This window comes from Streptomyces rugosispiralis (assembly GCF_024505145.1).
GTDB lineage: Bacteria > Actinomycetota > Actinomycetes > Streptomycetales > Streptomycetaceae > Streptomyces > Streptomyces rugosispiralis.
Genome location: NZ_JANIAA010000031.1, coordinates 63,415 through 87,421, shown reverse-complemented (window position 1 = coordinate 87,421; position 24,007 = coordinate 63,415). Strand labels below are relative to the sequence as shown.

General features: G+C 71.5%; 26 protein-coding genes. 16 read left to right on the top strand and 10 right to left on the bottom strand.

Features of this window, described 5'->3' with window-relative positions; translation table 11 throughout:
- Positions 1 to 78 precede the first annotated feature (78 nt).
- From NP777_RS33670 to mscL, 4 genes are all read left to right on the top strand, one after another.
- Positions 79 to 447: an FmdB family zinc ribbon protein gene (locus NP777_RS33670; protein WP_256653963.1), complete on the top strand. Its 369-nt coding sequence runs from the start codon at positions 79 to 81 to the stop codon at positions 445 to 447.
- 99 nt (positions 448 to 546) lie between these two features.
- On the top strand, positions 547 to 1,392 hold the full coding sequence (locus tag NP777_RS33665) for an S-methyl-5'-thioadenosine phosphorylase (RefSeq protein ID WP_256653962.1): 846 nt from the start codon (positions 547 to 549) through the stop codon (positions 1,390 to 1,392).
- 161 nt (positions 1,393 to 1,553) lie between these two features.
- Positions 1,554 to 2,234, top strand: a complete 681-nt coding sequence (locus NP777_RS33660) for an RcpC/CpaB family pilus assembly protein (RefSeq protein WP_256653961.1) — start codon at positions 1,554 to 1,556, stop codon at positions 2,232 to 2,234.
- 141 nt (positions 2,235 to 2,375) lie between these two features.
- Entirely contained in the window at positions 2,376 to 2,843 is a 468-nt protein-coding gene (gene mscL / locus NP777_RS33655; RefSeq protein WP_256653990.1) for a large conductance mechanosensitive channel protein MscL, read from the top strand.
- 7 nt (positions 2,844 to 2,850) lie between these two features.
- Here the strand turns inward: mscL and NP777_RS33650 are convergent, their stop codons facing one another.
- Together NP777_RS33650 and NP777_RS33645 are read right to left on the bottom strand one after the other, a co-directional pair.
- Positions 2,851 to 3,039, bottom strand: a complete 189-nt coding sequence (locus NP777_RS33650) for a hypothetical protein (protein WP_078559050.1) — start codon at positions 3,037 to 3,039, stop codon at positions 2,851 to 2,853.
- Positions 3,040 to 3,042: 3 nt separating this feature from the next.
- A complete protein-coding gene (locus NP777_RS33645) occupies positions 3,043 to 3,585 on the bottom strand; it encodes an AMP-binding protein (RefSeq protein WP_256653960.1) in 543 nt (180 codons plus the stop codon).
- Between the two features lie 223 nt (positions 3,586 to 3,808).
- On the opposite strand from NP777_RS33645, the gene NP777_RS33640 reads away from it, so the two are divergent.
- Together NP777_RS33640 and NP777_RS33635 are read left to right on the top strand one after the other, a co-directional pair.
- Positions 3,809 to 4,951, top strand: a complete 1,143-nt coding sequence (locus tag NP777_RS33640) for a P1 family peptidase (RefSeq protein WP_256653959.1) — start codon at positions 3,809 to 3,811, stop codon at positions 4,949 to 4,951.
- 77 nt (positions 4,952 to 5,028) lie between these two features.
- Entirely contained in the window at positions 5,029 to 6,084 is a 1,056-nt protein-coding gene (locus NP777_RS33635) for an FAD-dependent oxidoreductase (RefSeq protein ID WP_256653958.1), read from the top strand.
- Positions 6,085 to 6,091: 7 nt separating this feature from the next.
- On the opposite strand, the gene NP777_RS33630 is transcribed toward NP777_RS33635, so the two are convergent.
- The 3 genes from NP777_RS33630 to NP777_RS33620 form a co-directional block, all read right to left on the bottom strand.
- Positions 6,092 to 8,176 carry a PTS fructose transporter subunit IIABC gene (locus NP777_RS33630; RefSeq protein ID WP_256653957.1) on the bottom strand — a complete coding sequence of 695 codons (2,085 nt, stop codon included), beginning with the start codon at positions 8,174 to 8,176 and terminating at the stop codon, positions 6,092 to 6,094.
- An 85-nt stretch (positions 8,177 to 8,261) separates the two neighbouring features.
- Entirely contained in the window at positions 8,262 to 9,206 is a 945-nt protein-coding gene (gene pfkB, locus NP777_RS33625) for a 1-phosphofructokinase (RefSeq protein WP_256653956.1), read from the bottom strand.
- The gene (locus NP777_RS33620; protein ID WP_256653955.1) at positions 9,203 to 9,964 is read right to left on the bottom strand and encodes a DeoR/GlpR family DNA-binding transcription regulator; all 762 of its coding nucleotides are present in this window, start codon (positions 9,962 to 9,964) and stop codon (positions 9,203 to 9,205) included. Before NP777_RS33620 ends, pfkB begins: the two co-directional genes overlap by 4 nt.
- A 481-nt stretch (positions 9,965 to 10,445) precedes the next feature.
- Here NP777_RS33620 and NP777_RS33615 point away from each other — a divergent pair, with 481 nt between their 5' ends.
- A complete protein-coding gene (locus NP777_RS33615; RefSeq protein ID WP_256653954.1) occupies positions 10,446 to 11,183 on the top strand; it encodes an SDR family NAD(P)-dependent oxidoreductase in 738 nt (245 codons plus the stop codon).
- 221 nt (positions 11,184 to 11,404) lie between these two features.
- On the opposite strand, the gene NP777_RS33610 is transcribed toward NP777_RS33615, so the two are convergent.
- Entirely contained in the window at positions 11,405 to 12,409 is a 1,005-nt protein-coding gene (locus NP777_RS33610; RefSeq protein WP_210951328.1) for a sigma-70 family RNA polymerase sigma factor, read from the bottom strand.
- A 385-nt stretch (positions 12,410 to 12,794) separates the two neighbouring features.
- On the opposite strand from NP777_RS33610, the gene NP777_RS33605 reads away from it, so the two are divergent.
- Together NP777_RS33605 and NP777_RS33600 are read left to right on the top strand one after the other, a co-directional pair.
- Positions 12,795 to 13,238 carry a hypothetical protein gene (locus NP777_RS33605; RefSeq protein ID WP_256653953.1) on the top strand — a complete coding sequence of 148 codons (444 nt, stop codon included), beginning with the start codon at positions 12,795 to 12,797 and terminating at the stop codon, positions 13,236 to 13,238.
- Positions 13,239 to 13,434: 196 nt separating this feature from the next.
- The gene (locus NP777_RS33600) at positions 13,435 to 14,568 is read left to right on the top strand and encodes a questin oxidase family protein (RefSeq protein ID WP_256653952.1); all 1,134 of its coding nucleotides are present in this window, start codon (positions 13,435 to 13,437) and stop codon (positions 14,566 to 14,568) included.
- 138 nt (positions 14,569 to 14,706) lie between these two features.
- On the opposite strand, the gene NP777_RS33595 is transcribed toward NP777_RS33600, so the two are convergent.
- A complete protein-coding gene (locus tag NP777_RS33595) occupies positions 14,707 to 15,489 on the bottom strand; it encodes a dioxygenase family protein (RefSeq protein ID WP_256653951.1) in 783 nt (260 codons plus the stop codon).
- Between the two features lie 128 nt (positions 15,490 to 15,617).
- On the opposite strand from NP777_RS33595, the gene NP777_RS33590 reads away from it, so the two are divergent.
- The gene (locus NP777_RS33590) at positions 15,618 to 16,118 is read left to right on the top strand and encodes a MarR family winged helix-turn-helix transcriptional regulator (protein WP_256653950.1); all 501 of its coding nucleotides are present in this window, start codon (positions 15,618 to 15,620) and stop codon (positions 16,116 to 16,118) included.
- A gap of 204 nt (positions 16,119 to 16,322) precedes the next feature.
- On the opposite strand, the gene NP777_RS33585 is transcribed toward NP777_RS33590, so the two are convergent.
- Positions 16,323 to 17,831 carry an MFS transporter gene (locus tag NP777_RS33585; RefSeq protein ID WP_256653949.1) on the bottom strand — a complete coding sequence of 503 codons (1,509 nt, stop codon included), beginning with the start codon at positions 17,829 to 17,831 and terminating at the stop codon, positions 16,323 to 16,325.
- 181 nt (positions 17,832 to 18,012) lie between these two features.
- Positions 18,013 to 18,663, bottom strand: coding sequence for a TetR/AcrR family transcriptional regulator (locus tag NP777_RS33580; RefSeq protein ID WP_256653948.1), 651 nt, complete (start codon positions 18,661 to 18,663; stop codon positions 18,013 to 18,015).
- A gap of 303 nt (positions 18,664 to 18,966) precedes the next feature.
- Between NP777_RS33580 and NP777_RS33575 the strand changes: the two genes are divergently transcribed.
- Positions 18,967 to 20,298: a M6 family metalloprotease domain-containing protein gene (locus tag NP777_RS33575; RefSeq protein WP_256653947.1), complete on the top strand. Its 1,332-nt coding sequence runs from the start codon at positions 18,967 to 18,969 to the stop codon at positions 20,296 to 20,298.
- Here the strand turns inward: NP777_RS33575 and NP777_RS33570 are convergent.
- Positions 20,264 to 20,899, bottom strand: coding sequence for a TetR family transcriptional regulator (locus NP777_RS33570; protein ID WP_256653946.1), 636 nt, complete (start codon positions 20,897 to 20,899; stop codon positions 20,264 to 20,266). The genes NP777_RS33575 and NP777_RS33570 overlap by 35 nt on opposite strands.
- A 150-nt stretch (positions 20,900 to 21,049) precedes the next feature.
- Here NP777_RS33570 and NP777_RS33565 point away from each other — a divergent pair, with 150 nt between their 5' ends.
- The 5 genes from NP777_RS33565 to NP777_RS33545 all read left to right on the top strand — a co-directional run bounded on the left by NP777_RS33565 (position 21,050) and on the right by NP777_RS33545 (position 23,845).
- Positions 21,050 to 21,205, top strand: coding sequence for a hypothetical protein (locus NP777_RS33565; RefSeq protein WP_256653945.1), 156 nt, complete (start codon positions 21,050 to 21,052; stop codon positions 21,203 to 21,205).
- Between the two features lie 5 nt (positions 21,206 to 21,210).
- Entirely contained in the window at positions 21,211 to 21,489 is a 279-nt protein-coding gene (locus tag NP777_RS33560) for a DUF4190 domain-containing protein (RefSeq protein WP_256653944.1), read from the top strand.
- 126 nt (positions 21,490 to 21,615) lie between these two features.
- Positions 21,616 to 22,677: an aromatic ring-hydroxylating dioxygenase subunit alpha gene (locus tag NP777_RS33555; protein WP_256653943.1), complete on the top strand. Its 1,062-nt coding sequence runs from the start codon at positions 21,616 to 21,618 to the stop codon at positions 22,675 to 22,677.
- Positions 22,674 to 22,880 carry a hypothetical protein gene (locus tag NP777_RS33550; protein ID WP_256653942.1) on the top strand — a complete coding sequence of 69 codons (207 nt, stop codon included), beginning with the start codon at positions 22,674 to 22,676 and terminating at the stop codon, positions 22,878 to 22,880. Before NP777_RS33555 ends, NP777_RS33550 begins: the two co-directional genes overlap by 4 nt.
- Positions 22,877 to 23,845 (top strand): PDR/VanB family oxidoreductase, encoded by a 969-nt coding sequence (locus NP777_RS33545; protein WP_256653941.1) that lies wholly within the window; start codon positions 22,877 to 22,879, stop codon positions 23,843 to 23,845. Before NP777_RS33550 ends, NP777_RS33545 begins: the two co-directional genes overlap by 4 nt.
- Positions 23,846 to 24,007: the final 162 nt, after the last annotated feature.

Here is a 24,007-nt window from a genome sequence, read left to right as displayed (position 1 = left end):
CAGTGGACTGACGGGCGGGAATACTGCACTATGGAGCGTCGTTAGCACTCATTGAGTGAGAGTGCCAGGAGGAAGAACGTGCCGACCTACCAGTACCAGTGCACCGAGTGCGGCGAGGGCCTCGAGGCGGTGCAGAAGTTCACCGACGACGCGCTCACCGAGTGCCCCAACTGCAAGGGACGCCTCAAGAAGGTGTTCTCGGCGGTCGGCATCGTGTTCAAGGGCTCCGGCTTCTACCGGAACGACAGCCGCTCCTCCTCCAGCAGCTCGAGCGGCGGTTCCAGCAAGCCGGCGGCGAAGAGCGACAGCTCCGACTCGTCGTCCTCTTCGTCTTCGAACTCGTCCTCGGACTCCTCTTCCTCGTCCTCCTCCTCGACGTCTGCGTCGTCGGGGGCCTCGTCGTCGGGGTCTTCCTCGTCGTCCTCGACGTCGAGTTCGGCCGCCTGACCGGGCCGCCTGGTTCTTCGGCTTCATCGGCACCCCGCCACCTCCACCGGGAGGCGGCGGGGTGCCGTTCGCGTGTGCGCGGGTGGCTAGGGTGATCACATGGTCGAGACCAGCAGGCAAGCAGACATAGGGGTCATCGGGGGATCGGGGTTCTACACGTTCCTCGACGACGTGACCGAGATCACCGTGGAGACTCCCTATGGGGCGCCGAGCGACTCGCTCGTCCTCGGCGACATCGAGGGGCGTCGGGTCGCCTTCCTCCCGCGGCACGGCCGCAAGCACCATCTGCCGCCGCACCGCATCAACTACCGCGCCAACCTCTGGGCCCTGCGCTCGCTCGGGGTGCGACAGGTCTTCGGCCCGTGCGCGGTCGGCGGACTGCAGCCGGAATACGGACCTGGCACGCTGCTCGTCCCGGACCAGCTGGTGGACCGCACCAAGGGGCGTACACAGACCTACTTCGACGGCGAGCAGCTGCCGGACGGCCGGATCCCGAATGTGGTGCACACCACATTCGCCGACCCGTACTGCCCGGTGGGCCGGAAGGCGGCCGTGGACGCGGCGCGCGGACGCGACTGGGAGCCGGTGGACGGCGGGACGATGTGCGTGATCGAGGGGCCGCGCTTCTCCACCCGCGCCGAATCGCGCTGGCATGCCGCGCAGGGCTGGTCGGTGGTCGGCATGACGGGTCACCCGGAGGCGGTGCTCGCCCGTGAACTGGGGCTCTGCTACACGTCTTTGACGCTGGTCACCGACCTGGACGCGGGGGTCGAGACCGGCGAGGGCGTCACCCACACCGAGGTGCTGAAGGTCTTCGGGGAGAACGTGGGCCGACTGCGCGAGGTGCTCTTCGACGCGGTGGGCAGGCTGCCGGAGACCTCCGCCCGAGACTGCCTGTGCACCCACGCCCACGACGGCTGGGACCTGGGGATCGAGCTTCCGTAAGCGCGGTGGGGGGGCAGCCGCCGGGGCGGGTGTCGCTCGCTGGGGTGACCGAGTTTTCCACAGCCTGGTGGCCGTCCACAGGCCCGAGCGGGATCGGGCGGGGGCGGGCATGGTGAGGGGGCCAGAAGCATCCGGACCCTCACGGCAGGCGGTGATGTGCCATGTCCCATCCGTCCCCCACCTTCGCGTTACCCCGCTCCGCTCCCCCGGCCCGTGTGGTGCCACGGTTCGATCCGGTGCGCACCGGGCGCACCGGGCGCACCGGCGGATTCGGACTGCGACGGACCGTGCGGCGACGCCGCCGCGCGATGGCGGCCGGGCTGGCGCTGACGGCCGCCGCGCTCGCGGCCGCGGCACCGTCCGGCCGGGGGCACACGGACGCGGTGACCTCACGGGCGCCCGCGCCCGCGGGTGAGGAGCGGCGGGGCGGCCCGCGCCCCGCCATGGTCTCGGCGCCGGTCCGGATCGCCGACGCCGCGGCGGTACGGCTGCTGCACCCAGGCGACCGGGTGGATGTGCTGGCCACACCGCTTCCGGACGCCGTACGGGCCCGGTCGTCCGGCGCTACGGCGCGGGTGGTCGCGCGTGGGGTCCGGGTGGCCGATGTGCCGGGGGCGCGGAGCGCCCGCGCGACGGACGGCCGAGCCGACGGCGGCGCACCGGAGGCCGATGCGGACGCGGATGCGAGCCGCGACGAGGCGCCGGACGGCGGCGGCGCGCTCGACGGCCCGGCGGGCGGCGGCGGAGCACTGGTGGTGCTGACGGTGCCGCGAGCGGACGCCACCGCGCTGGCCGGAGCCTCGGCCGGCTCCCGACTGGCGGTGACGCTATGCCGCTGTTGATTCCCCCCACTCCCCCGGCTCCCCTGATGCCCCTCTCACCTGCGGGTGTAGGTTGCGGAACCGTCCGCTCAAGCACCGACGCGGCGAAAGAGAGGCAGTGGGTTGAGCCAGGAGCAGGTGACCGAGGAGAAGCAGAGCGTCATGGAAGGGTTCAAAGCCTTCCTGATGCGCGGCAATGTGATCGATCTGGCCGTCGCGGTCGTCATCGGAGCCGCTTTCACCGCCGTCGTGAACTCGATAGTGAAGGGCCTCATCAACCCCATAGTCGGAGCCTTCGGCACGAAGGACCTCGAGAAGTACCGCTCCTGTCTCAAGGCACCCTGCGAGACCAACGCCACGGGCGACATCGTCCACGGCATCCCGATCCTCTGGGGAAGCGTGCTCTCCGCCGTGCTGACCTTCCTGATCACCGCAGCGGTGGTGTACTTCCTGATGGTGCTGCCGATGTCGCGCTATCTGGCGCGGAGGGCCGCCAGGGAGGCGAAGGCAGAGGAGGAGCAGGCCGTCGCGGACGCCGAGGAGATCATTCTGCTGCGCGAGATCCGCGACGAGTTGGTCGCACAGCGCGCCGCCGTCCACGACGGTGGCGGCAGCGGCTCCAGCGCCTAGGAATCCGTCAGAGGTGGTGGGGCGGCTTCTCGTCGAGGAACCGGGCCAGATCAGCGGCATCGTCGGCACTGTCGCCGCCGGGAACCCGCTCGCCCCACCCGTGGTCCGTATCGTCCGATGACCGCTGCGCGAAGGGATCGTCGAAGCTCAGCGCGGCGGCCGGATCGCGCGGTCCAGGGGCAGGGGCGGTGCTCATGCCTCAAGAGTACGGCCCGGGCAGCGGCTCGGTGTACCGGCCGAGCTCGTCGTGCCACCACAGATCACGCCCGGGCCTCCAGGACACCGGGCAGGCCCGCCGGTGGACCACCAGTACGGACCGCACCCCGGGGCAGCCCGCCAGCGCCCGATCGACATGGCGCTTGAGCGGCTGTATCTCCCCACCGTGCTGCCCGGCGTCCGCGGTGATGACGACCTTGGCCCCGACCTCCCTGATCCGGTCGCGCAACTCGTGGGGGCGCAGCCCCACGGGGAGGCTGGCGCGGACGACGTCGAGCCGGCCGCAGGCGAGCGTGGCGATCACGGACTCGGGCACCAGCGGCAGATGGACCGCCACCCGGTCCCCGGCGCGGACACCGAGCCGGGTGAGCGCGGCGGCGGCCCGGGCCGCCTGGTCGAGCAGCTCGGCATGGGTGAGCTCCTCGGTGCAGTCCGGCTCGCTGATCCAGCGGAGGGCCACCCGGGCGGCCCGCCGAGGGTCGGCGGCCGGTGTCGGGAGCTCCTCCGTCCGAGACGTACGGGGCACGGCGGTCTTCTTTCGGACGGGGGCGAACGGCATACAGCTCAGATTGCTGTCAGGCCATCAACGTCTGATGAACGCCCTCTATATGAGAGGTCCTCATCCCGTCCCGCACGCTTCGGCGGCGATCGCGGAAGGGTGGATACGGGGGTGGTTCGCGCCGCTACGGGGGTGGTTCGCGCCTCGCCACTCGACCATGCCACGGCTTCCCGTGCTACGGATAGCTTCCATGGATGCCGAGCGGACAAAACCCGAATCAGCTCCCACCGGTCCGGCCGACGGCCTGACGGATATCCGCGGACTGCGGGTGGGCCATGCCCAGCGGTCCGGCGGCGGCCGGCTCACCGGGACGACCGTGGTGCTGGCCCCCGAGGGCGGTGCGGTCGCCGCCGTCGATGTGCGCGGCGGTGGGCCAGGTACCCGGGAGACCGATGCCCTCGATCCGCGCAATCTGGTCCAGCGCGTCGAAGCCGTCGTGCTGACCGGCGGCAGCGCCTTCGGGCTCGACAGCGCCTCTGGGGTGGCCTCCTGGCTGGAGGACCACGGCCGGGGCTTCCGGGTCGGCCCCGATCCGGCGCAGGTCGTTCCGGTGGTCCCGGCCGCCGCCCTCTTCGACCTGGGCCGGGGCGGCGACTGGCGGGCCCGCCCGGACGCCGCGCTGGGGCGCGAGGCGATCGAGGCGGCGGCCGGTTCGGAGACGGGGGCTCCGGTCGCGCAGGGCAATGTGGGGGCGGGCACGGGCGCGGTGGCCGGTGGGCTCAAGGGCGGCGTCGGTTCGGCCTCCACGGTGCTGCCGTCCGGCGTCACGGTGGCCGCGCTGGCGGTGGTCAACGCCGCGGGATCGGTCGTCGATCCCGGTACGGGTGCGCTGTACGGGGAGCACTACGGGCCGTCGGAGGAGGGCGGGCCGCACCGGCCCGGTGCGGCCGTGCATGTGGAGGCGATGCGCCAACTGGCCGCCGCGCGGGCCGAATCCGAGAGGCGACAGGCCGCGTCGGTGCGGCCTCCGCTGAACACCACGCTGGCCGTGGTCGCCACCGACGCCGTGCTCACCAGGGCCCAGGCGCAGAAGCTCGCGGGGACGGCGCACGACGGTCTGGCGCGGGCCGTCCGGCCGGTGCATCTGCTCTCCGACGGCGACACGGTCTTCGCTCTGGCCACCTGCGGGCGCCCGCTGATACCGGACGGCGACCCCGAGGACGCCGGCGATCCGGCGTTTGGGGTGCACCGGGAGAGCGGCGCGCTGAACGAGGTACTGGCGGCCGGGGCGGACATGCTGACCCGGGCGGTGGTCAAGGCGGTGCTCGCGGCGGAGACCGTGGACGGCCCGGGCGGTGTCTTCCCCGCGTACCGGGATCTTTACGGCCTCTGATCCGCGGGGGCCGGAGGGAAGGAAGCGTCCGGCCGGAGACAAGCGGGCCGGAGCGATGAGGAGATGGGGGGCTTCGGATGGATACGGATCTGCTGATCGTCGGCGGCGGCCCGGCGGGCTGCGCCGCCGCCGTGATGGCGGCGAGCGTGGGGATGCGCTCGGTTCTGATCGAGTCGGGCGACGCCCTGTGCGGGGCGCTGCGGCGCATCCCGGTGGTGCGCAATGTCCTCACCGCCACCAACGGCCCGGACCTGGCGGCGGCGATCGAGGCCGATCTGGCGCAGTGTGAACTGTGCCGGGTGGAGCTGGGGCACCGTGCCACGCTGATCGATGCCTTCGACGACCGTGTCGAGGCCACGGTCGAGCGGGTTGAGGCCACGGTCGACCGTGTCGAGGCCACGGTCGAGCGGGTCGAGGCCACGGTCGAGCGGGTCGAGCCGGTGGGGGCCGCAGGGTCCGCTCGGGCCCCTGGTTTGCGGCTGACCGCTCCCTATGTGGTCGTCGCCACGGGGGTCGGGCCGCTGGGTCCCGAGGGAGCGGAATGGCTCGGGGGCATGGCGGGCCGGGCGGTGCCGCAGTTGTGGGAGGCGGATCCGGCGGCGATCGACGACCGGACGGTGCTGGTCCTGGGGGCGGACCGGCCGCTGGGGACCGTGGCGCGGGCTCATCCGGAGCTCAAGGCCCGCTTTGTGGTGGCGTATCCGCCCGAGGACGCCTACAAGACCGAGGAGGTCCGGCGGGACCCCAGGGTGGAGCTGATGGCCGTGCGGCGGCTGGAGTTGGGGCCCGGGTCCACGTCGGCACCCGTCACCGCCGAGGTCGAGACGGTGGCGGGCGAGCGGCGGACGCTCACGGCTGACGTCGCCTTCCTCAATCTGGGCAGCGCCCCGGCACCGCCGGCCGGGGCCGTGGCCGTGGACCGATCCGGGTATTGCCCTCCCGGGGGCCAGCACCCCCGGATCTTCACCGCCGGTGATCTGCGGTCGGTCCGCTTCCAGCGGATCGCGACCGCCATGGGGTCGGGTGGCGAGGCCGCGCTCGGCGCCTACTACGCCTCGCGCGACCTGCCCATGGAAACCGGCGGCCCGCCCACGGTGGTGGGCGGGCCGCCGGGCCCGGCAGGGGGTGGCTGAGATGCGGTCAGACCGCCACCGCCACCTTCGACTCGTCCTCGGTGGTACCGCCCGTGGCAGCACCTCCGCCCGCCTGGCCGGTGGCCTCCGGCTCCGCCGTCTTCCGCAGCCCCTTGAGGAAGACCACCAGACCGGTCGAGACCACCGTGCCCGCCACGATGGCCAGCAGGTAGAGGAACGGCTGGCCGATCAGCGGGACCACGAAGATGCCGCCGTGCGGGGCGCGCAGCGTGCAGTCGAACGCCATCGACAGCGCACCGGTGACGGCGCCGCCCACCATCGACGAGGGGATCACCCGCAGCGGATCCGCGGCGGCGAACGGAATGGCGCCCTCACTGATGAAGGAGGCACCCAGCACCCAGGCGGCCTTGCCGTTCTCCCGCTCGGTCTTGGTGAACAGCCGTCCGCGCACGGTGGTGGCGAGGGCCATCGCCAGCGGCGGGACCATACCGGCGGCCATCACCGCAGCCATGATCTTGAGGCTTCCGGTGGAGGGGTCAGAGACCGCGATACCGCCGGTCGCGAAGGCGTAGGCCACCTTGTTGACCGGGCCGCCCAGGTCGAAGCACATCATCAGGCCGAGGAGGACGCCGAGGCCGATGGCGTTGGCGCCGGAGAGGCCGTTGAGCCAGTCGGTCATCGCCTCCTGCGCGGAGGCGATGGGCTTGCCGATCACCACGAACATCAGGACGCCGACGATCGCGGAGGAGATCAGCGGAATCACCACCACCGGCATGATGCCGCGCAGCGACGCCGGGACCTTGAACCGCTGGATGGCCATGACGACCGCGCCCGCGATCAGACCCGCGACCAGACCGCCGAGGAACCCGGCCTTGATGGTGGTCGCGATGTAGCCGCCCACGAATCCGGGGACCAGACCGGGCCGATCGGCCATGCCGTAGGCGATATAGCCAGCCAGGACCGGCACCAGGAAGGTGAACGCCGCACTGCCGATCTGGAAGAGCAGCGCCGCCCAGCTGCTGCTCTCGGTCCAGACGAAGTGGTCCGCCACGGACTTGGCGCCGGCGATCTCGTAGCCGCCGATCGCGAAGGCGAGCGCGATCAGCAGACCGCCCGCGGCGACGAACGGGACCATGTAACTGACGCCCGTCATCAGCCACTTGCGCAGCCGGGTGCCGAAGCCGTCACCGGCGGCACCGTCCGCGTCCATCGGCGCCGCGCCCTCCGCCGCGCCGTCGGCCGGTGCGGCGATCTCGCCCCGCGCGGCCTTCCCGCGCGCCTCGGCGATGAGTTCGGCGGGGCGGTTGATGGCCGCCTTCACCCCGACGTCCACCGTCGGCTTGCCCGCGAAGCGGGCCTTCTCCCGCACCTCCACATCGTGCGCGAAGACCACCGCGTCGGCGGCGGCGATGGTGGCGGCGGGGAGCTTGTCGAATCCGGCCGAGCCCTGGGTCTCGACCACCAGCTCGACCCCGGCCTCGCGAGCGGCGTTCTCCAGCGACTCGGCGGCCATGTAGGTGTGGGCGATACCGGTGGGGCAGGACGTGACGGCCACGATCCGGAAGGGGGCCACCGGCTCCGACCCGGTCCGGGAGGCGTCGGAGGCCGCGGCCGAGTCGGAGGCGGCAGGCGCAGCCGCAGCGGGCTCAGCGGCGGCAGGCGCGGCCGAGGCGGGCTCAGCGGCGGTGGGCTCCTCGCCGCGGATCAGGGCGGCCACCCGTTCGGGCTGGTCGGCCGAGCGCAGCGCAGTGGTGAAGTCGGCGTTCATCAGCTGCCGCGCAAGGCTCGACAGGATCGTCAGATGGTCGCTGTCCGCGCCCGCCGGGGCGGCGATCAGGAAGATCAGGTCGGCCGGTCCATCCGCCGCGCCGAAGTCGATCCGGGCCGCGCTGCGCCCGAAGGCCAGGGTCGGCTCGGTGACATGGGCGCTGCGGCAGTGGGGTATGCCGATGCCGCCGTCCAGGCCGGTCGGCATCTGCTCCTCGCGCGCCGCCACATCGGCGAGAAAGCCGTCGAGGTCGGTGACCCGGCCGGCCTCGACCATGCGTTCGGCGAGCGACCGGGCGGCGGCTTCCTTGGTGTCGGCGGACAGGTCAAGGTCGACCAGATCCGCGGTGATCAGCTCACTCATCTCGCGGCTCCCTTGTGTGCGGTGCCGCCCTGGGGGAGGCGGGCGGACGGAGTGGGGATTGGGGGGTGGGAGTGGGGTCGGCCGGTCACGCGGGCTCCTTGAGCACACGGTCCAGCGGAATGTCCGCCGTGGTGACCACGGCGGACGGGTCGAGGTCGGCCGGGGTCGGCATGGCGCTGCCCGGCAGCTGCACCGCGGCCGCTCCATGGGCCACGGCCGAGGCGAGTGCGGCGGGCCCGGAGCCGCCCGCCGCGAGGAATCCGGCGAGCGAGGCGTCGCCGGCGCCGACGTTGCTGCGCACGGCGGTGACCCGTGCGGTGCCGAAGTACGCGCCGGTCTCGTCGACCAGCAGCTGGCCGTCGGCGCCCAGGCTGGCGAGTACCGCGCGGGCGCCCAGCCCGCGGAGTTCCTCGGCCGCCTTGACCGCCTCGCCCACGGTGGCCAGCGGACGGCCCACGGCCTGGGCCAACTCCTCGGCGTTGGGCTTCACCACATCGGGGCGCTCGCGCAGAGCGGCGGTCAGCGAGGGGCCGGAGGTGTCCAGGGCGATCCGGGCGCCCGCCCGGTGGGCCCGCGCCACCAGCTCGGCGTACCACTCGGGGGCGAGCCCGCGGGGCAGGCTGCCGCAGCAGGCGATCCAGTCGGCGCTCTCGACCCTCGTCCGGACGGCCTCCAGCACCGCCTCGGCCTCGGCGTCGCTCAGTTCGGGCCCGCTCGCGTTGAGCTTGGTGAGGGTGCCGTCCGGTTCGGCCACGGAGATGTTGACCCGGGTCGAGCCCGCCACGGGCACGCCCGCCGCCTCGATGCCCAGCTCCTCCAGCAGCCGGGCGAGCAGCGCGCCCTCCGGTCCGCCGAGCGGCAGTACGGCCACCGTGCGCTGCCCCGCGGCGGCCACGGCGCGCGAGACATTGACGCCCTTCCCGCCGGGGTCGACCCGGTCGGCCGTGGCCCGCAGCACGGCGCCGCGCTCCAGCGCGGGGATCTCGTACGTACGGTCCAGGCTGGGGTTGGGGGTGACGGTGAGAATCATGCGCGTGCCACTTCCGTGCCCTGGCGCTCGATGGCCAGGGCGTCCTGGGGGCTGAGCCCGGTGTCCGTGATGAGCAGATCGACATCGTCCAGGCCGCCGAACCGGGCGAAGTGCTCCCGGCCGAACTTGGCGGAGTCCGCGAGCAGCACCACCCGCCGGGCCGACGCGATCATGGCGCTCTTGACGGCGCCCTCCGCGAGATCGGGGGTGGTGAGCCCGCCGTCCAGCGAGAAGCCATTGGTGGCGAGAAAGACCACATCGGCCTTGATCTCGCCGTAGCCGCGCAGCGCCCATGCGTCCACGGCGGCCCGGGTGCGGTGGCGGACCCGCCCGCCGACCAGGTGCAGCGCGATACCGGGGTGGTCGGCGAGGCGGGCGGCGACCGGCAGGGCGTGGGTGACGACGGTGAGCTTGGCCTCCAGCGGCAGGGCGGCGGCGAACCGGGCCGCCGTCGAACCCGCGTCGATGATCACGCTGCCGTCGGACGGCAGTTCGGCGATGGCGGCCCGCGCGATGCGGTCCTTCTCATCGGCGGCGGTGGACTCGCGCTCGGCGAGATCGGGCTCGAAGTCCAGCCGTCCGGCCGGGATGGCGCCCCCATGCACACGGCGGACGAGCCCCGCCCGGTCGAGGGCGCGCAGATCACGCCGTACGGTCTCGGCGGTGACCTGGAACTCCTCGGCGAGGGACAGGACATCCACCCGCCCGCCCTCGCGGGCGAGCCGGAGAATCTCCTGCTGACGCTCCGGTGCGTACATGTGGGTTTACGTCCCTTCCATGCCCGAACCTGTGATTTCGCGGCCAGATTACGTGGGCGATGCAGGAAAGTAAACAGACTCGGGCACGAAACAAACTCGACCGGGCATGTTCGTGACTCGTGGCCGCTCAGCGGCCTCCCCCGGCGCCTCACGCCCTGGCCTGATCCGCCCCCGGCCGCGGCCCCGGACCACGGCCTCTGAGCGCCGCCCCGGCCATGGCCTCTGAGCGCCGACCCCGGCTGCCGCATCTGCCCCCGCCTCTCGCCTGACCTCACCCCCGGCCGCCGCCCAGCGCGGCAGCGCACCGTCCGAATCCCGCCGGACTTCCGCGGCCCGCCCGGCCAGGATCGAGTCATGTCCTCCGGGACCACCGCATAACTAAATATCCACCGCATAACTGAATCCCCACCGCATAACCGAATCTTCACTGCATAGCACACCTTCATCGCATAACAGGAATACCAGGAATAGAGGAGAAGGCATGACACTCGACGGCAAGGTGGCCCTGGTCACCGGTGGCAGCCGGGGCATCGGTGAGGCCGTGGCGATCCGGCTCGCCGAGGAGGGCGCCGATGTCGCCCTGACCTACCAAAGCCAGGCCAAGCGCGCGGCGGATGTCGTCGACCGGATCAAGGTGCTCGGCCGCCGCGCCTGGGCTGTGCGGGCGGACGGCGCCGACGCGCAGGCGGTGCGGGCCGCCGTGGAGGGGACGGCCGCCGAGTTCGGCCGTCTGGACATCCTGGTCAACAACGCGGGCATCGGCGTCCTCGGCTCCATCGCCGAACTGTCGCTGGACGATGTGGACCGGGTCCTCGCCGTGAACATCCGGGCGCCGTTCCTCCTGGCGCAGGCGGCCGTCGAGCATATGGCCGACGGCGGGCGGATCATCAACATCGGCAGTTGCATGGCCGAGCGGGTCGCCTTCCCCGGTGGCAGCCTCTACGCGACCAGCAAGACCGCGCTCACCGGCCTCACCAAGGCCCTGGCCCGTGAGCTCGGCCCGCGCGGAATCACGGCCAACCTGATCCACCCCGGCCCCGTGGACACCGATATGAACCCGGCCGACGGCGAGAACGCCGCCTTCCAGAGCGGCTTCACCGCGCTCGGGCGCTACGGCCGCCCCACGGAGATCGCGGCGACCGTGGCCCATCTCGCGGGCAACAGCGGCCGCTATATCACCGGGGCGTCGATCGCCGTGGACGGCGGCTTCGCGGTCTGATCCGACCGGTCGCTCCCCCACCCTCAGACCCCACAAGCTCCCCCACCACCAGACCCCAAAAGCTCCCCCACCACCAGACCCCACAAGCTCCCTCCCCCTCCCCCCGGACCCCAACAGGCAGATAGACAGAAGCGAGCCCCGGCGCCGGGGGGGGGGAGGCGCCGGGGCTCGGTCCAGGGGTTGGAGGGTAAGTGGTGACTGGGGTCTGCCGGCCTGAGAACTCAAGCCGCTGCGTCGAAACCGGTCTGGCGGGCCATCTTCTTCAGCTCAAGCAATGCGTGCTTCTCGATCTGGCGGATTCGCTCACGCGTGAGGCCATGCTGCTTGCCGACCTCGGTCAGGGTGCGCTCCCGGCCGTCGTCGATGCCGTACCGCGCCTTGATGATGGAGGCGGTGCGGTCGTCGAGGCGGCCGATCAGGTCCTCCAGCTCCTCGCTGCGCAGCAGCGTCATCACCGACTGCTCGGGCGAGACGGCCGAGGTGTCCTCCAGCAGATCGCCGAACTGGGTCTCCCCTTCGTCGTCGACCGACATGTTCAGACTGACCGGGTCGCGGGCCCAGTCGAGCACATCCGAGACCCGCTCCATCGTGGAGCCGAGCTCCTCGGCGATCTCGGCGTGCTCCGGCTCGCGGCCGTGCTCACGGTTGAACTCCCGCTGCACCCGGCGGATCCGGCCGAGCTCCTCGACCAGGTGGACGGGCAGCCGGATCGTACGGGACTGATCCGCGATCGAGCGCGTGATGGCCTGACGGATCCACCACGTGGCATAGGTCGAGAACTTGAAGCCCTTCGTGTAGTCGAACTTCTCCACCGCGCGCACCAGGCCCGCGTTGCCCTCCTGGATCAGGTCGAGCAGGGGTAGCCCACTGCGCGGATAGCGGCGCGCCACAGCCACGACGAGGCGCAGGTTGGAGCGGATGAAGATGTCCTTGGCGCGGGCACCTTCGGCGGCTATCGCCTCCAGCTCCTCGCGGCTCGCACCTGCGGCAGGGGTGTCCTCAACCTCCCCGTCCAGGATCTGCTGGGCATACACCCCCGCTTCGATGGACTGAGAAAGCTCGACCTCCTTCGCCGCGTCCAGCAACGGGGTGCGAGCGATCTCGTCGAGATACATGCCGACCAGGTCGCGATCGGCGATCTCCCCGCCTGAGGCGCGAACGCTGTTGGCCCCATCAGCGCCACCACCGGCGGCGGACTGATTACGGGCGACGGCACGGGTTGCCATGCGTGCTCCCTTACAGATGGATCGGGCGCGGACTATGGACGGACTCTCCGATGTCGGGTGCCCCGTCCGAAGGAAACAACGACTGGAATCAGGACAGAATTCCCATCAGGTCCCCACCTTTTTACGATCATGCAGTATCCTGTCCAGCCACACGCGGGTCAGCACACTGCCGAAACACCGGGAAGCGCAGGTCAGACCCCCTGTGCGGCTGCCTTCCACGGCTCTTCCGCCCTTCTCTCATCTGTCAAGACGAATCTCGCGGGCTGCCGGTTGCCCGAATGGCCCATCGCGCCGGGTTGCCCGCCCCTCCGCATGGGTGTGCGCTGGAAAGTGACAGGTCAAAGTGACAGGTCAGGGCGGGGACGCGGCGACGAGGAGGTTCCGCATGAATGCCCCCACAGCCCCCACAGCCCTCACTGCCCCCGTGGGCCACCACCGCCATCCGCGGCTCCCGCTCCACCCGCACCTCTCCGCCTCCTGGGGCGTCCCAGCCGCTCTGGGGGTGCTCCACGGCGGCTGGGTGATGTTCGTGACCCACAACCAGGGCTCCACCATTCCCACGGCCGCAATCTTCGGCGTGGTGTCGGGGGCGGTGGTCGGGGCGCTCTGCTACGCCCTCGGCAGGTTGACGCCGGGCCTGATGCCGGAGATCCGGGCCGCGCTCTACGGGGCGGTCTTCGGCTGTGCGGTCGGCTTTCTGCACTCCGTGAGCGGAGGCTCGGTGTACCGGTCCTCGGGGATCGGGCTGGGGGCGGGGGTCGTGATGGCGGGCATGTCGTTCTACGTCTTCCACGTCTTCCACGTACGGGCGGAACACCCCCGGCAGTGACCCTCAGCCCTCCAAGGTGGGCCCGGACCGGCCCTCCAAGGTGGGCCCGGACCGGCCCTCCAAGGTGGGCCCGGACCGGCCCTCCAAGATGGGCCCGGACCGGCCCTCGGGCGCGGCCCGGCTTAGGCCATTCGTCCCCGCACGCTTCCGTCCCCGGTCCGTTCCGGGGCCGCCCCGCCCTCCCTAGCGTGAGCTCATGACAGACGACACGAGTGGAACCCTCGACGAAGCCCTCGAGCGACTGCACGCCTCCGGCCCCGAGCGCCACGGATGGCTGAGCAATCACGCGCCGATGGCCGTGGAGGCACTGGTGCGCCACGGCCAGGGGCGCGCAGTGCACCGCTGGCTGGACCGCTATCGCGAGAAGCTGGAGGAGATGCCGTCCGCGTACGCCCCGATCACCGAACGCAACTGGCGCGAGGCGCTCGGCGATCCACGCCGGCTCGCCGACTGGCCCGCCTACTTCGACCGGGAGCTCGCCGACCGCCCCTGGCAGGACGTGCTCGCCGTGTGGTGGCCGCGACTGCTGCCGGGCATCGCCGGCGGCGCGACCCATCCGGTGATCCGCGTCGGCCACGCCGTACGGACCCTGCTGGACGACCCGGGCACGACGGCCGCTCCCCGCACCGCCGAACTGGCCCACGCCCTCGGCTACTGGGCCGCCCGCCACGACCCGCTGCCGCCGCTCCACCGGCGGCCGGGCCCCACCTCCGGATCGGCGGCCGACGCGCTGGCCGCCGTGGAGCCGATCGCCGACCAGAGCGGTGGCATACGGGAACGGCTGGCCCGGCTCACCGCCTTCCCCACCTGGCCGCCCACCGCCTCGCAGCCCGCCCGGCCGTCCCCCTCACGGCCCAGCCGGACGACCGACCCCGCCCCCGACGGCCCCGGCACCCCCGACCACCCCGCCGACCAGCCCGAGGAGGCGCGCCGACGGCTCACCGAGCTGGTACGGGCCGCGACGTACCGCTACGCCACCCACGGCCACGGCGAACCGATCATGCTGGTCCACGCCGCGACCGCGCCCAACGCCGTCCTGCGCACCCTGCCCGCGCTGCCGCGCGAGCTGTGGGTGCCGAGCCTGGACGCCGCATGGGCGGCGAGCGCCGCGGTCACGGCGGTGTACGCGCCGCACGAGCCGCTCCCGGCCGACCGGCTGCCGGCCGTGGCGGGCGTCACCCCCGAGGAGGTCTTCGCCCACGCCGCCGCGCACGGCGATGAGCACGCCATCAAGCTGACCGACACCGCCCTCGATGTCGCCCGGGGCACGGACCCGACGGCCCTGGCCGCCGCACTGCACGCCTGCGCGATGATCGACCCGGTGCTCTGACAAGGGCACATGCCACTCCGTGCCAAGCCCCAAGCCCCAAGGCCCTCAGCCGCCCCGCGCCCCCTCACTCCCGCACCCACCTCTCACCCCTCACGCCCTCGCCCCCGCACCCCTCAACCCCCGCACCCCCTCACCCCCTCACCCGAACTGCAACGACCGCTTCGCCAGCCCCATCCAGAACCCGTCGATCACACTCCGCTGGCTGCGCAGCTCCGCCTCCGCCGCGCCCAGCGTGACGAACAACGGCGCGAAGTGTTCGGTACGCGGATGGGCCAGCCCCGCGGCCGGGGCCATGTGCTCGAAGTCCAGCAGCGCGTCGATGTCCTGCGCGTCCAGCGCCCGCTGCCCCCAGTCGTCGAACTCGGCCGACCAACTGGGCGGCATCGGGCCCGTCTGCCGTAGCGCGGCCAGGTTGTGGGTGAAGAAGCCACTGCCGACGATCAGGACGCCCTCGTCCCGCAGCGGCGCCAGCTTTCGGCCGATCTCCATCAGCTTCCGCGGGTCGAGGGTCGGCATCGAGACCTGGAGGACCGGGACTTCGGCCTCCGGATACATCTCGACCAGGGGCACATAGGCCCCGTGGTCCAGCCCCCGGTCGGGGATGTCCTGCACCGGGGTACCCGCCGTGCGCAGCGTCTTGCGGATCCGCTCGGCGAGTTCGGGCGCGCCCGGCGCGGCGTACCGCACCTGGTAATAGTGCTGAGGGAAACCCCAGAAGTCATAGACCAGAGGCACCTGTTGGGTGGCGCCGATCGCCAGGGGCGCCTCTTCCCAGTGAGCGGAGATCATGAGAATGGCGTTGGGCCGGGGCAGGCCGGTGGCCCAGGCGGCGAGCTGTCCCGGCCAGACCGGATCGTCGGCGAGCGGCGGAGCACCATGGCTGAGGTAGAGCGCGGGCATGCGCCCGTCGAGCGCGGACATGAGGACTCCTCGTCAGTCGGCAGAGCTCACTCAGATTGCTTGAAATATCAAGCAATCATCTGTCACTGTAGCGCACAGTTATTTAAGATTCAAAGAGAATTCCTTAGAATGGACGCGTGGACGACGCCATGAAAACCCCCTCAGACACCGACGAGCCGCGTTGGCTGACCGAAGACGAACAGCGCAGTTGGCAGGCGTATGTCCAGGCGAGCATGCTCCTGGAGGACCACCTCGACCGCCAGTTGCAGCGCGACGCGGGCATGCCGCACGTCTACTACGGCCTGCTGGTGAAGCTCTCCTGGGCGCCTCGTCACCGGATGCGGATGACCGAACTGGCCGAGGCCGCCAAGATCACCCGCTCCCGGCTGTCCCACGCCGTCGCGCGCATGGAGAAGGACGGCTGGGTCCGGCGTGAGGACTGCCCCGACGACAAGCGCGGACAGAACGCGGTCCTGACCGACAAGGGGCTCAAGGTGCTGCGGGACACCGCCCCCGGCCATGTCACCGCCGTACGGACGGCCATCTTCGACCGGCTGACCCCCGAGCAGGTCGAGCAGTTCGGCGCCGCATGCCGGATCATCGCGGACGGCCTCCAGCCGGCGGGCGCCGACCTCCCCTGGCTGCGCTGACGCCACGCCCTGAAGGCTCTGGAGGCCCTGGAGGCCCTGGAGGCCCTGGAAGCCGTGGAAGCCCGGAAGACCCTGGCGGCCCTGGAACCTGAAGGCCCTGGAACGGGACGCGCGAAGGCCCCGCTCCCCTCGAGCCTCGAGGAGGAGCGGGGCCTTCGCATCCCCACGGACTCCCGGCGAAGAGCCGCCGGGAGTCTCAGCGCATCAGTGCGCCATCACCGGAATCGCGTCCTCCGCCGCACCGTCACCGGAACCGGTGACCGCGCCACCGCTCTCCGGCTGTCCGGCGTTGATGAACGCGATGGCGATGACCGCGGCCAGCACCAGGATGCCGACCGCCCACCAGATGGCGGCGGTGTAGCCGTGCACCATCGACTGGAGCTGCAGCGCGGTGCGGGAAGTGGCCCCCGCCGCATGCGACTTCGCGTACTCGGTGGTGGCGCTCGCCGCGATCGTGTTCAGCAGCGCGGTGCCGATGGCGCCGCCGACCTGCTGCGAGGTGTTGACCATCGCCGAGGCGACACCCGCGTCACGCGGCTCGACACCATGCGTGGCCAGGCTCATCGCCGGCATGAAGGCGGTACCCATACCGAGGCCGAGCAGCAGGAACCCGGGCAGGATCAGCGTCGGGTACGAGGTGTCCAGGTCGATCTGGGTCAGCAGCAGCATGCCGACCGAGGCGACCAGGAAGCCCGGCCCCATCAGCAGCCGCGCCGGGACGCGGGTCATCAGCCGGGCGCCGATCTGCGTCGAGCCGGTGATCATGCCCGCGACCATCGGCAGGAAGGCGAAGCCGGTCCTGACCGGGCTGTACCCCTTCACGATCTGCATGTAGTAGGTGAGGAAGAGGAACAGGCCGAACATGCCGATGATGGCGAGGGCCAGCGAGGCGTAGACACCGCCGCGGTTGCGGTCGGCGATCACGCGCAGCGGCAGCAGCGGCGCCTTCACCCGCGACTCGACGACCACGAAGGCGAGCAGCAGCACGGCCGCGGCGATGAACAGACCGATGGTCGGGCCCGCGGACCAGCCGTCGGACTCGGCGCGGGTGAAGCCGTAGACCAGCGAGACCAGACCGGTGGTGGCCAGGATCACGCCGGGGATGTCCAGCCGGGACGAGTTGTGGCTCTCCACCGGCTCACGGATCACGGCGACCGCGCCGATCGCGGCGATGATGGCGAACGGGATGTTCACGAAGAAGGTCCAGCGCCAGTCCATGTACTCGGTGAGCACACCGCCGAGGATCAGACCGACGGCGCCGCCACCACCGGCGATGGCACCGAAGACACCGAACGCCTTGGCGCGCTCCTTGGCGTCGGTGAACATCACCGCGAGCAGCGAGAGCGCGGAGGGGGCGAGCAGCGCGCCGAACACACCCTGGAGGGCACGCGCGCCCAGCAGCATGGGAGTGTTCAGCGCGGCACCGCCGACGGCCGAGGCGGCGGCGAAGCCGATCAGACCGACGATGAAGGTCTGCTTGCGTCCCCACAGGTCGGCGATCCGGCCACCGAACAGCAGCAGTCCGCCGAAGGCGAGGGCGTAGGCGGTGATGACCCACTGCCGGTTGCCGTCGGAGATGCCGAGGTCGGCCTGGGCGCTGGGCAGCGCGATGTTCACGATGGTCGCGTCGAGCACGACCATCAGCTGGGCGAGGGCGATGAATATCAGCGCTTTCCAGCGCCGGGGATCGACGAGTCGAGCCGTTTCAGGCATGGATGGGCCTACCTAGCGGTGCGGAGAGTGATAAATGGGACGTAAGGGGCCGGTCGAGGTCAGACCGGCCCAGGCCGTTGGATAAGAGGTAGCGAGAGGCGACGACGCACGTAAGGAAGACGTGTGAACGTGCGCGGAATAAGCGGTGCTCCGGGATCGGCCGGATGCGATCTATGTCACGTCACGGCCGGTGCTGCAGATCCTCCAAGGTCACGGACTTTCCGGGTAGTTCCGAGCGCGCCGGGGTCTGCAGACCGTCCAGGAACAGCTGCAGATGCCGGTGCACAAAGGGCTCGAAGTCCACACAGGCGCTGCCGGGCAGCGGCCGGGTGAGCTGGTTGAGCGCGACCATCAGGTCACCGACGCCGATGTCGGTGCGCAGTTTGCCGTCGGTTTTCGCGGCCCCCATCAGGGCTTCGACGCCGTCCGCCAGACGGTCGCGGGTGGCGATGAGATCAGGGTGCTCCTTGTCGAGGCCGTCGGAGAGCAGCAGGCACAGGGCGCCGATGTGCTCGTCCGCCGCGGCGTGGACGAAGCGCCGCAGCGCCGAGAAGGTGTCGTCCTCCTCGGCCAGGGCGGATTCGGCCTGGTCGGCGACACGGGACATCACCGAGAGCGCCACATGGTGGATCAGCTCACGGCGGTCCGTGAAGTGCCGGTAGATCGTGGCATTGCCGACCCCCGCCCGTCGAGCGATTTCATCGAGGGGGATGTGCGCCCCGCACTCGACGATCACCTCTCGGGCGGCCGCGACAATGCGCTCCCGGTTGCGCAGGGCGTCCGCGCGCAGCCGGGGCTGTGCGGACTTCGCGGTCATCGTGTCGGCGGCCATGACAGCACTCCCTTCTGCGTACGGCTTCCCGCGTACGGTTATCCGGTGGCCGGTGCTCCGGCGGCTTGGCGGCGGCGCCGCGCCCCGGCCTTGACGTTCGAGCTTCAACTTTTCCGGGGAGTGAGTCCCCGTTTATGCGTTCACTCGGTTAAACGGGGAATGAGTCCCCGGAATTTCTCCGTCCGTAGGTGACCTGCCTCACACCTGTCCGGCACCCCCCTTCGCCCGGACGGAGCAGGTCATTCCACCGATCGGCGGCACCCCACGGGCGCCCCGGTCCACGCCGTCACACCGTGGTCGGCAATGGACCAGACGCATGGGACCACCCGCCCCCGCATACGAATACGCCGGCCCCGCAGAGGCAGCGCGTTCGCCACCGCCGCCGTGCTCACGGTGGCGGTGGTCGCCCCGGCGGCGGCCCCGCGTCCCGCGCCCCCCGCGCCCCGCGAGCTGGCCCCGGCGCCCTCCGCGCGACCGGCCTTCGGCTCCCTCGCGCCCTGCGCACTCGCCTCCGGACCGGGGCTCCAGATGGCCGACGGCATACCCACCGGCCGCGGCTACAGCCGCAGCACCGGCACCGTCCACGCCCTCAACCTCATGATCGACTTCCCCGATGTCCGCGGTCAGGGCACCGCCCGCCAGCGCTTCGAGGAGTTCTTCCCCCAGACCTCCCGGTGGTTCGCGCGGAGCTCGTACGGACGGCTGGACTACCGCCCCGAGATGCCGATCACCCACTGGCTGCGGATGCCGCGCCCGTTCCGCGCGTACGGCATCAAGCGCGGCAGCCCCTTCGACCCGGGCTATCGCAAACTGGTCGCCGACATCGCCAAGTCCGCCGACCCCAAGGTCGACTTCCGCCGCTACGACCTGGTGAACGTCCTGGTCACCCCGAACGCCGGGCCGCCGGCCGCGCATGCCGTGCTGTCCGTCACCTACGCCGACAACCGGCACGCCCCGACCGCCGACGGCGTTCCGCTGGCCAATGTCTCCTTCGTCTACAGCCGCCAGGACGACGGCTCCGGCTCGCTGCGCCGCACCGGCTTCCGCGTCCTGCCCCATGAGAACGGCCATGTCTTCGGGCTGCCCGACCTCTATACCCACGGCGGCGGCGACAAGGCCGGCCACTGGGATGTGATGTCCGAGGACTGGGGCCCCGGCAACGACCTGCTGGCCTGGCACAAGTGGAAGCTGGGCTGGCTCGGCCCGCGGCAGATCGCGTGCGCCGCCCGGCCCGGGGTCTTCGCCCACACCCTGTCCCCGCTGAGCCGTCCGGAGGGCACCAAGCTGGTCATCGTCCCCGTCTCGCCGTCCACCGGCTACGCCATCGAGGCGCGGGCGCCCGGCGGCAACGACGAGGCCATATGCAAGCCCGGGGTCCTGATCTCCTGGGTGAACACCGGTGTCGACTCCGGCGGCGGCCCCGTCACCATCGTGGACTCCACCCCCCACGGCCGCGGCTGCACCCGGGAGCGCAATGTCCACCCCGGGCTCAGCGACGCGGCCTACGCGCCCGGCGAGACCTTCGAGGCCGCGGCGAACGGCATACGCATACGCGTCCGGGTCACCGGCCGGGACGCGGCCGGTGACTACGGCGTGGAGATCACGCGTCGTGCCAGTGGTGGCGCCCGAGGCTGATCAGCAGCATCTGTTTGCGCGCCGTGGCGGCCACCCGCCGCTCGTCCGCGGCCTCGGGGTGATCGGCCTGCGCCTCCAGGAACGCCGTCGCCGTCATCACCATGTGGTCCACATACAGCTCCGCAAGCATCCGGACATCCTCCGGTGGCCAGGATTCCGCCGGGAGCTGCGGGCAGAAGGCGGTGGCCACCTCGTCCGCGAATCGGTCCAGCTCGGCGGCTATGGCCTGGCGCACGGGGCGCACCCCGCCATGCCGCTCACGTGCGATGAAGCGGATGTGCGCGGGGTAGCCGCGGACATGCTCGGCGACCGCGTCGACGGTGGCCTCGATCCGCTCCTCGTCACCGTCCTGACCGGCGAGGATCGCGTTGATCATATGGTGCAGGCTGCCCAGGCTCTCCTCGACCAGCGCGACACCGAGATCGCTCAGATCCCGGAAGTGCCGGTAGAACGCGGCCGGGGCCACCCCCACCGCCCGCGTGACCTCGCGCAGCCCCAGGCTGCTCAGGCTCTGGTCCTCCAGCAGCCGCAGCGCCGCGTCCATCAGGGCGCGCCGGGTCTTCTCCTTCTGGGCCTGCCGGACCCCGGGGGTGTGACTCATATCATTCAGTAAACAGCCGTTCGCTGAATTTTTCCAGGGTTCGGGCGGGTACTCTGGAACTCAGTGAACAGTTGTGATTCCAACTGTTCACCGAACAATTACCATCCGCACGCCAACCGCATCCGGATCGTCACTTCGAAAGAGGCACCCATGCTCTTCATCGTCGCGGCACTCGCCCTGATGGGAGTCCTTCTGGGGGCGGCGGCGCACACCCCGCTCCCCCTGTTCCTCGCCGCCGCGGGCGCCATCGGCGCCTGGCTGCTGGTCTTCTTCATCCGCGAACGCACCGGGCACAAGGGGGCTTGAGACCCATGGCACTCACCGCACCGTCCCGCACCTCACCGGTCCGGGCGCGCCGGGACGCCGACGGCATGGCCGTCGCCTCCTTCGTGCTCGGCCTGATCGGCCTGCTGCTCTTCAACGCGGTCTTCGGGCCCTGCGCGATCGTCCTCGGGACGCTCGCCATCGCCCGGGACACCCGCCGCAGGGGCCGGGCGCTGCTCGGGATCGCCCTCGGCATCGCCGATGTGGTCCTGCTGATCGTCCTGCTGACGCTGAATCACTCCGTCTTCTGGCAGTTCGGCGGCTGACCCGCCCGGCGGTCCGCCGACCGCCCACCGCCCGGCGGCACACCGCGGCACACCTCCCCGCACGGCCCTTCCACTCAGTGGAAGGGCCGTTGCCCGTGCGTAACGGGCGTCACCACGCTGGCACGCATGACCGCCTTCGCGAAAAACCAGTGGTACGTCGCCGCCTACGGCCGCGAAATCGGCCGCGAGCTGCTGGGACGCACCTTCCTCGACGAGCCCATCGCCTTCTACCGCGCCGAGTCCGACGACCAGGTCATCGCGCTCGCCGACCGCTGTGTGCACCGCCGCTATCCGCTCACCGCCGGCCGGCTCGACGGCGACACCGTCGTCTGCGGCTACCACGGCTTCACCTACGACACCGGCGGCACCTGTGTGTTCGTACCGGGCCAGAAGCGCGTCCCGCGCACCGCCCGGGTCCGCTCCTACCCCGTCGTCGAGCGGGACTCGCTGGTGTGGGTGTGGATCGGGGACCCGGCGCTCGCCGACCCCGGCGCGGTGCCGCGCGCCCCCTGGCTGGCCGATCCGCGCTGGACGACGGTGGGCGGCATGGAGCCGATCGACGCCGACTACGGCCTGCTCGTGGACAATCTGCTGGACCTCTCCCACGAGACGTATCTGCACGGCGGCTATATCGGCACCCCCGAGGTCGCCGAGACCCCGATCACCACGGAGGTCGACGAGGGCGCGGGCGTGGTCCGGGTCAGCCGGCACATGGACGACGCCGAATGCCCGCCCTTCTACGCCCGCTCCACCGGTATCGAGGGCCGCATCACCCGCTGGCAGGACATCGAGTACCACGCGCCCTGTCTGTATCTGCTGCACAGCAGGATCGCCCCGGTCGGGGTGGGCCCCGAGCCGGACGGCTCCGACCCGAACGCCTTCCACGTGGAGATCACCTACGCCATCACCCCGTCCACCGACCGCCAGGTGTACGACTTCTGGGCCGTCTCACGGGACTTCGCGCAGGACGACGAGGAGGTGTCCACCTTCCTCCACGACCTCAACCGGACCGTGGTGCTCCAGGACGTGGCGGCGCTGAACGTGCTCCAGAAGGCCCTGGACACCGAGCGCGAGGGCTATCAGGAACTCAGCATCAACATCGACACCGGCGGACTCGCCGCGCGCCGCATCCTCGCCCGCCTCGCCGCCGAAGGGGAGAAGACCGCGCCGGTCGTGGCGTCCCCGTGAGCACGCCCACGGCGGAGGTGTACCGGATCGACTGGCTGCCCGGCACCGATGTGCTGCACGGGGTCTGCCACTGCGGCGCCGAGCGCACCGCGGAGGACCCGGTCGAGCTGTGGCAGTGGATGCTCGCCCACCCCAGCGGGCACCACCCCGCCGTTCCCTCCGAGGATCAGCCCACCGGCCACCGTGAGGAGCCCCGTTCATGAACCCCGGCGCCGAGTACGAGGACACCCTGCTGGTGGCCCGCAGGGAGGAGGTGGCCTCGGACGTGGTGGCGCTGACGCTGCGCCACCCGGCGGGCCGCGACCTCCCGGCCTGGGAGCCCGGCGCCCATCTCGATCTCGTCCTCGACGCGGGCCCCACCCGGCAGTACTCGCTGTGCGGCGACCCCGCCGACCGCGCCTCCTGGCGGATCGCGGTGCTCCGCGCCCCCGCCGGGCGCGGCGGCTCCGCCCAGGTGCACGACACCCTCACCGAGGGCAGTACGGTGCGGGTGCGCGGGCCGCGCAACCACTTCGCGCTGCGCCCGGCGGCCCGCTATCTGTTCATCGCGGGCGGCATCGGCATCACGCCCCTCCTCCCCATGACGGCCGCCGCCGAGGCCGCGGGCGCCGACTGGCGGCTGCTGTACGGCGGGCGCACCCGTGCCTCGATGGCCTTCGCGGACCAGCTCGCCGACCGCCACGGCGACAAGGTGCGCCTGGTGCCGCAGGACGAGGAGGGGCCGCTCGACCTCGTGCCGTATCTCACCGCCCCGGCCGATCCCGGCACCCTCGTCTACTGCTGCGGCCCCGAACCGCTGCTCCAAGTCGCCGAGGAGGCGTGCCGCGACTGGCCCGAGGGGTCCCTGCGCACCGAGCGCTTCCAGCCCCGTACGGACGACGCGGGCGCCGAATCGGCGGGCCGGGCCTTCGAGTTGGTGCTCACCCGCTCCGGGCTGACGCTCACCGTGGAGCCGGAGCGCAGCGTGCTGCGCACGGTCGAGGCGGCGGGGGTACCGGTTTTGTACTCCTGCGAGCAGGGCACCTGTGGGACGTGTGAGACGGACGTCGTCGAGGGGGAGGTGGACCACCACGACTCCGTGCTCACCGACGAGGAGCGGGCCTCGGGCGAGACGATGATGATCTGCGTCTCACGCTGCCTTGGCCCGCGATTGGTGCTGGACCTGTGAAACCGCTCCGACCGGCCGTATGAGCCGCTCTGAACGGCCGTATGAGCCGCTCCGACCGGCCGTCTGAGCCGCTCTGAACGGCCGTCTGAGCCCCTCGATGTGAGGCCCGGAACGACCCCGCCCACTGGACAAACAGGTTGGTTAGGCTAACCTAACTACGTC

What these genes read in the sequence shown, in the direction of transcription:
- NP777_RS33665 (WP_256653962.1), top strand. Translation starts at nt 547, where the DNA reads ATGGTCGAGACCAGCAGGCAAGCAGACATAGGGGTCATCGGGGGATCG.
- NP777_RS33660 (WP_256653961.1), top strand. Translation starts at nt 1,554, where the DNA reads ATGTCCCATCCGTCCCCCACCTTCGCGTTACCCCGCTCCGCTCCCCCG.
- mscL (WP_256653990.1), top strand. Translation starts at nt 2,376, where the DNA reads ATGGAAGGGTTCAAAGCCTTCCTGATGCGCGGCAATGTGATCGATCTG.
- NP777_RS33650 (WP_078559050.1), bottom strand. Translation starts at nt 3,039, where the DNA reads ATGAGCACCGCCCCTGCCCCTGGACCGCGCGATCCGGCCGCCGCGCTG.
- NP777_RS33640 (WP_256653959.1), top strand. Translation starts at nt 3,809, where the DNA reads ATGGATGCCGAGCGGACAAAACCCGAATCAGCTCCCACCGGTCCGGCC.
- NP777_RS33635 (WP_256653958.1), top strand. Translation starts at nt 5,029, where the DNA reads ATGGATACGGATCTGCTGATCGTCGGCGGCGGCCCGGCGGGCTGCGCC.
- NP777_RS33630 (WP_256653957.1), bottom strand. Translation starts at nt 8,176, where the DNA reads ATGAGTGAGCTGATCACCGCGGATCTGGTCGACCTTGACCTGTCCGCC.
- pfkB (WP_256653956.1), bottom strand. Translation starts at nt 9,206, where the DNA reads ATGATTCTCACCGTCACCCCCAACCCCAGCCTGGACCGTACGTACGAG.
- NP777_RS33620 (WP_256653955.1), bottom strand. Translation starts at nt 9,964, where the DNA reads ATGTACGCACCGGAGCGTCAGCAGGAGATTCTCCGGCTCGCCCGCGAG.
- NP777_RS33615 (WP_256653954.1), top strand. Translation starts at nt 10,446, where the DNA reads ATGACACTCGACGGCAAGGTGGCCCTGGTCACCGGTGGCAGCCGGGGC.
- NP777_RS33610 (WP_210951328.1), bottom strand. Translation starts at nt 12,409, where the DNA reads ATGGCAACCCGTGCCGTCGCCCGTAATCAGTCCGCCGCCGGTGGTGGC.
- NP777_RS33605 (WP_256653953.1), top strand. Translation starts at nt 12,795, where the DNA reads ATGAATGCCCCCACAGCCCCCACAGCCCTCACTGCCCCCGTGGGCCAC.
- NP777_RS33600 (WP_256653952.1), top strand. Translation starts at nt 13,435, where the DNA reads ATGACAGACGACACGAGTGGAACCCTCGACGAAGCCCTCGAGCGACTG.
- NP777_RS33595 (WP_256653951.1), bottom strand. Translation starts at nt 15,489, where the DNA reads ATGTCCGCGCTCGACGGGCGCATGCCCGCGCTCTACCTCAGCCATGGT.
- NP777_RS33590 (WP_256653950.1), top strand. Translation starts at nt 15,618, where the DNA reads ATGAAAACCCCCTCAGACACCGACGAGCCGCGTTGGCTGACCGAAGAC.
- NP777_RS33585 (WP_256653949.1), bottom strand. Translation starts at nt 17,831, where the DNA reads ATGCCTGAAACGGCTCGACTCGTCGATCCCCGGCGCTGGAAAGCGCTG.
- NP777_RS33580 (WP_256653948.1), bottom strand. Translation starts at nt 18,663, where the DNA reads ATGGCCGCCGACACGATGACCGCGAAGTCCGCACAGCCCCGGCTGCGC.
- NP777_RS33575 (WP_256653947.1), top strand. Translation starts at nt 18,967, where the DNA reads ATGGACCAGACGCATGGGACCACCCGCCCCCGCATACGAATACGCCGG.
- NP777_RS33570 (WP_256653946.1), bottom strand. Translation starts at nt 20,899, where the DNA reads ATGAGTCACACCCCCGGGGTCCGGCAGGCCCAGAAGGAGAAGACCCGG.
- NP777_RS33565 (WP_256653945.1), top strand. Translation starts at nt 21,050, where the DNA reads ATGCTCTTCATCGTCGCGGCACTCGCCCTGATGGGAGTCCTTCTGGGG.
- NP777_RS33560 (WP_256653944.1), top strand. Translation starts at nt 21,211, where the DNA reads ATGGCACTCACCGCACCGTCCCGCACCTCACCGGTCCGGGCGCGCCGG.
- NP777_RS33555 (WP_256653943.1), top strand. Translation starts at nt 21,616, where the DNA reads ATGACCGCCTTCGCGAAAAACCAGTGGTACGTCGCCGCCTACGGCCGC.
- NP777_RS33545 (WP_256653941.1), top strand. Translation starts at nt 22,877, where the DNA reads ATGAACCCCGGCGCCGAGTACGAGGACACCCTGCTGGTGGCCCGCAGG.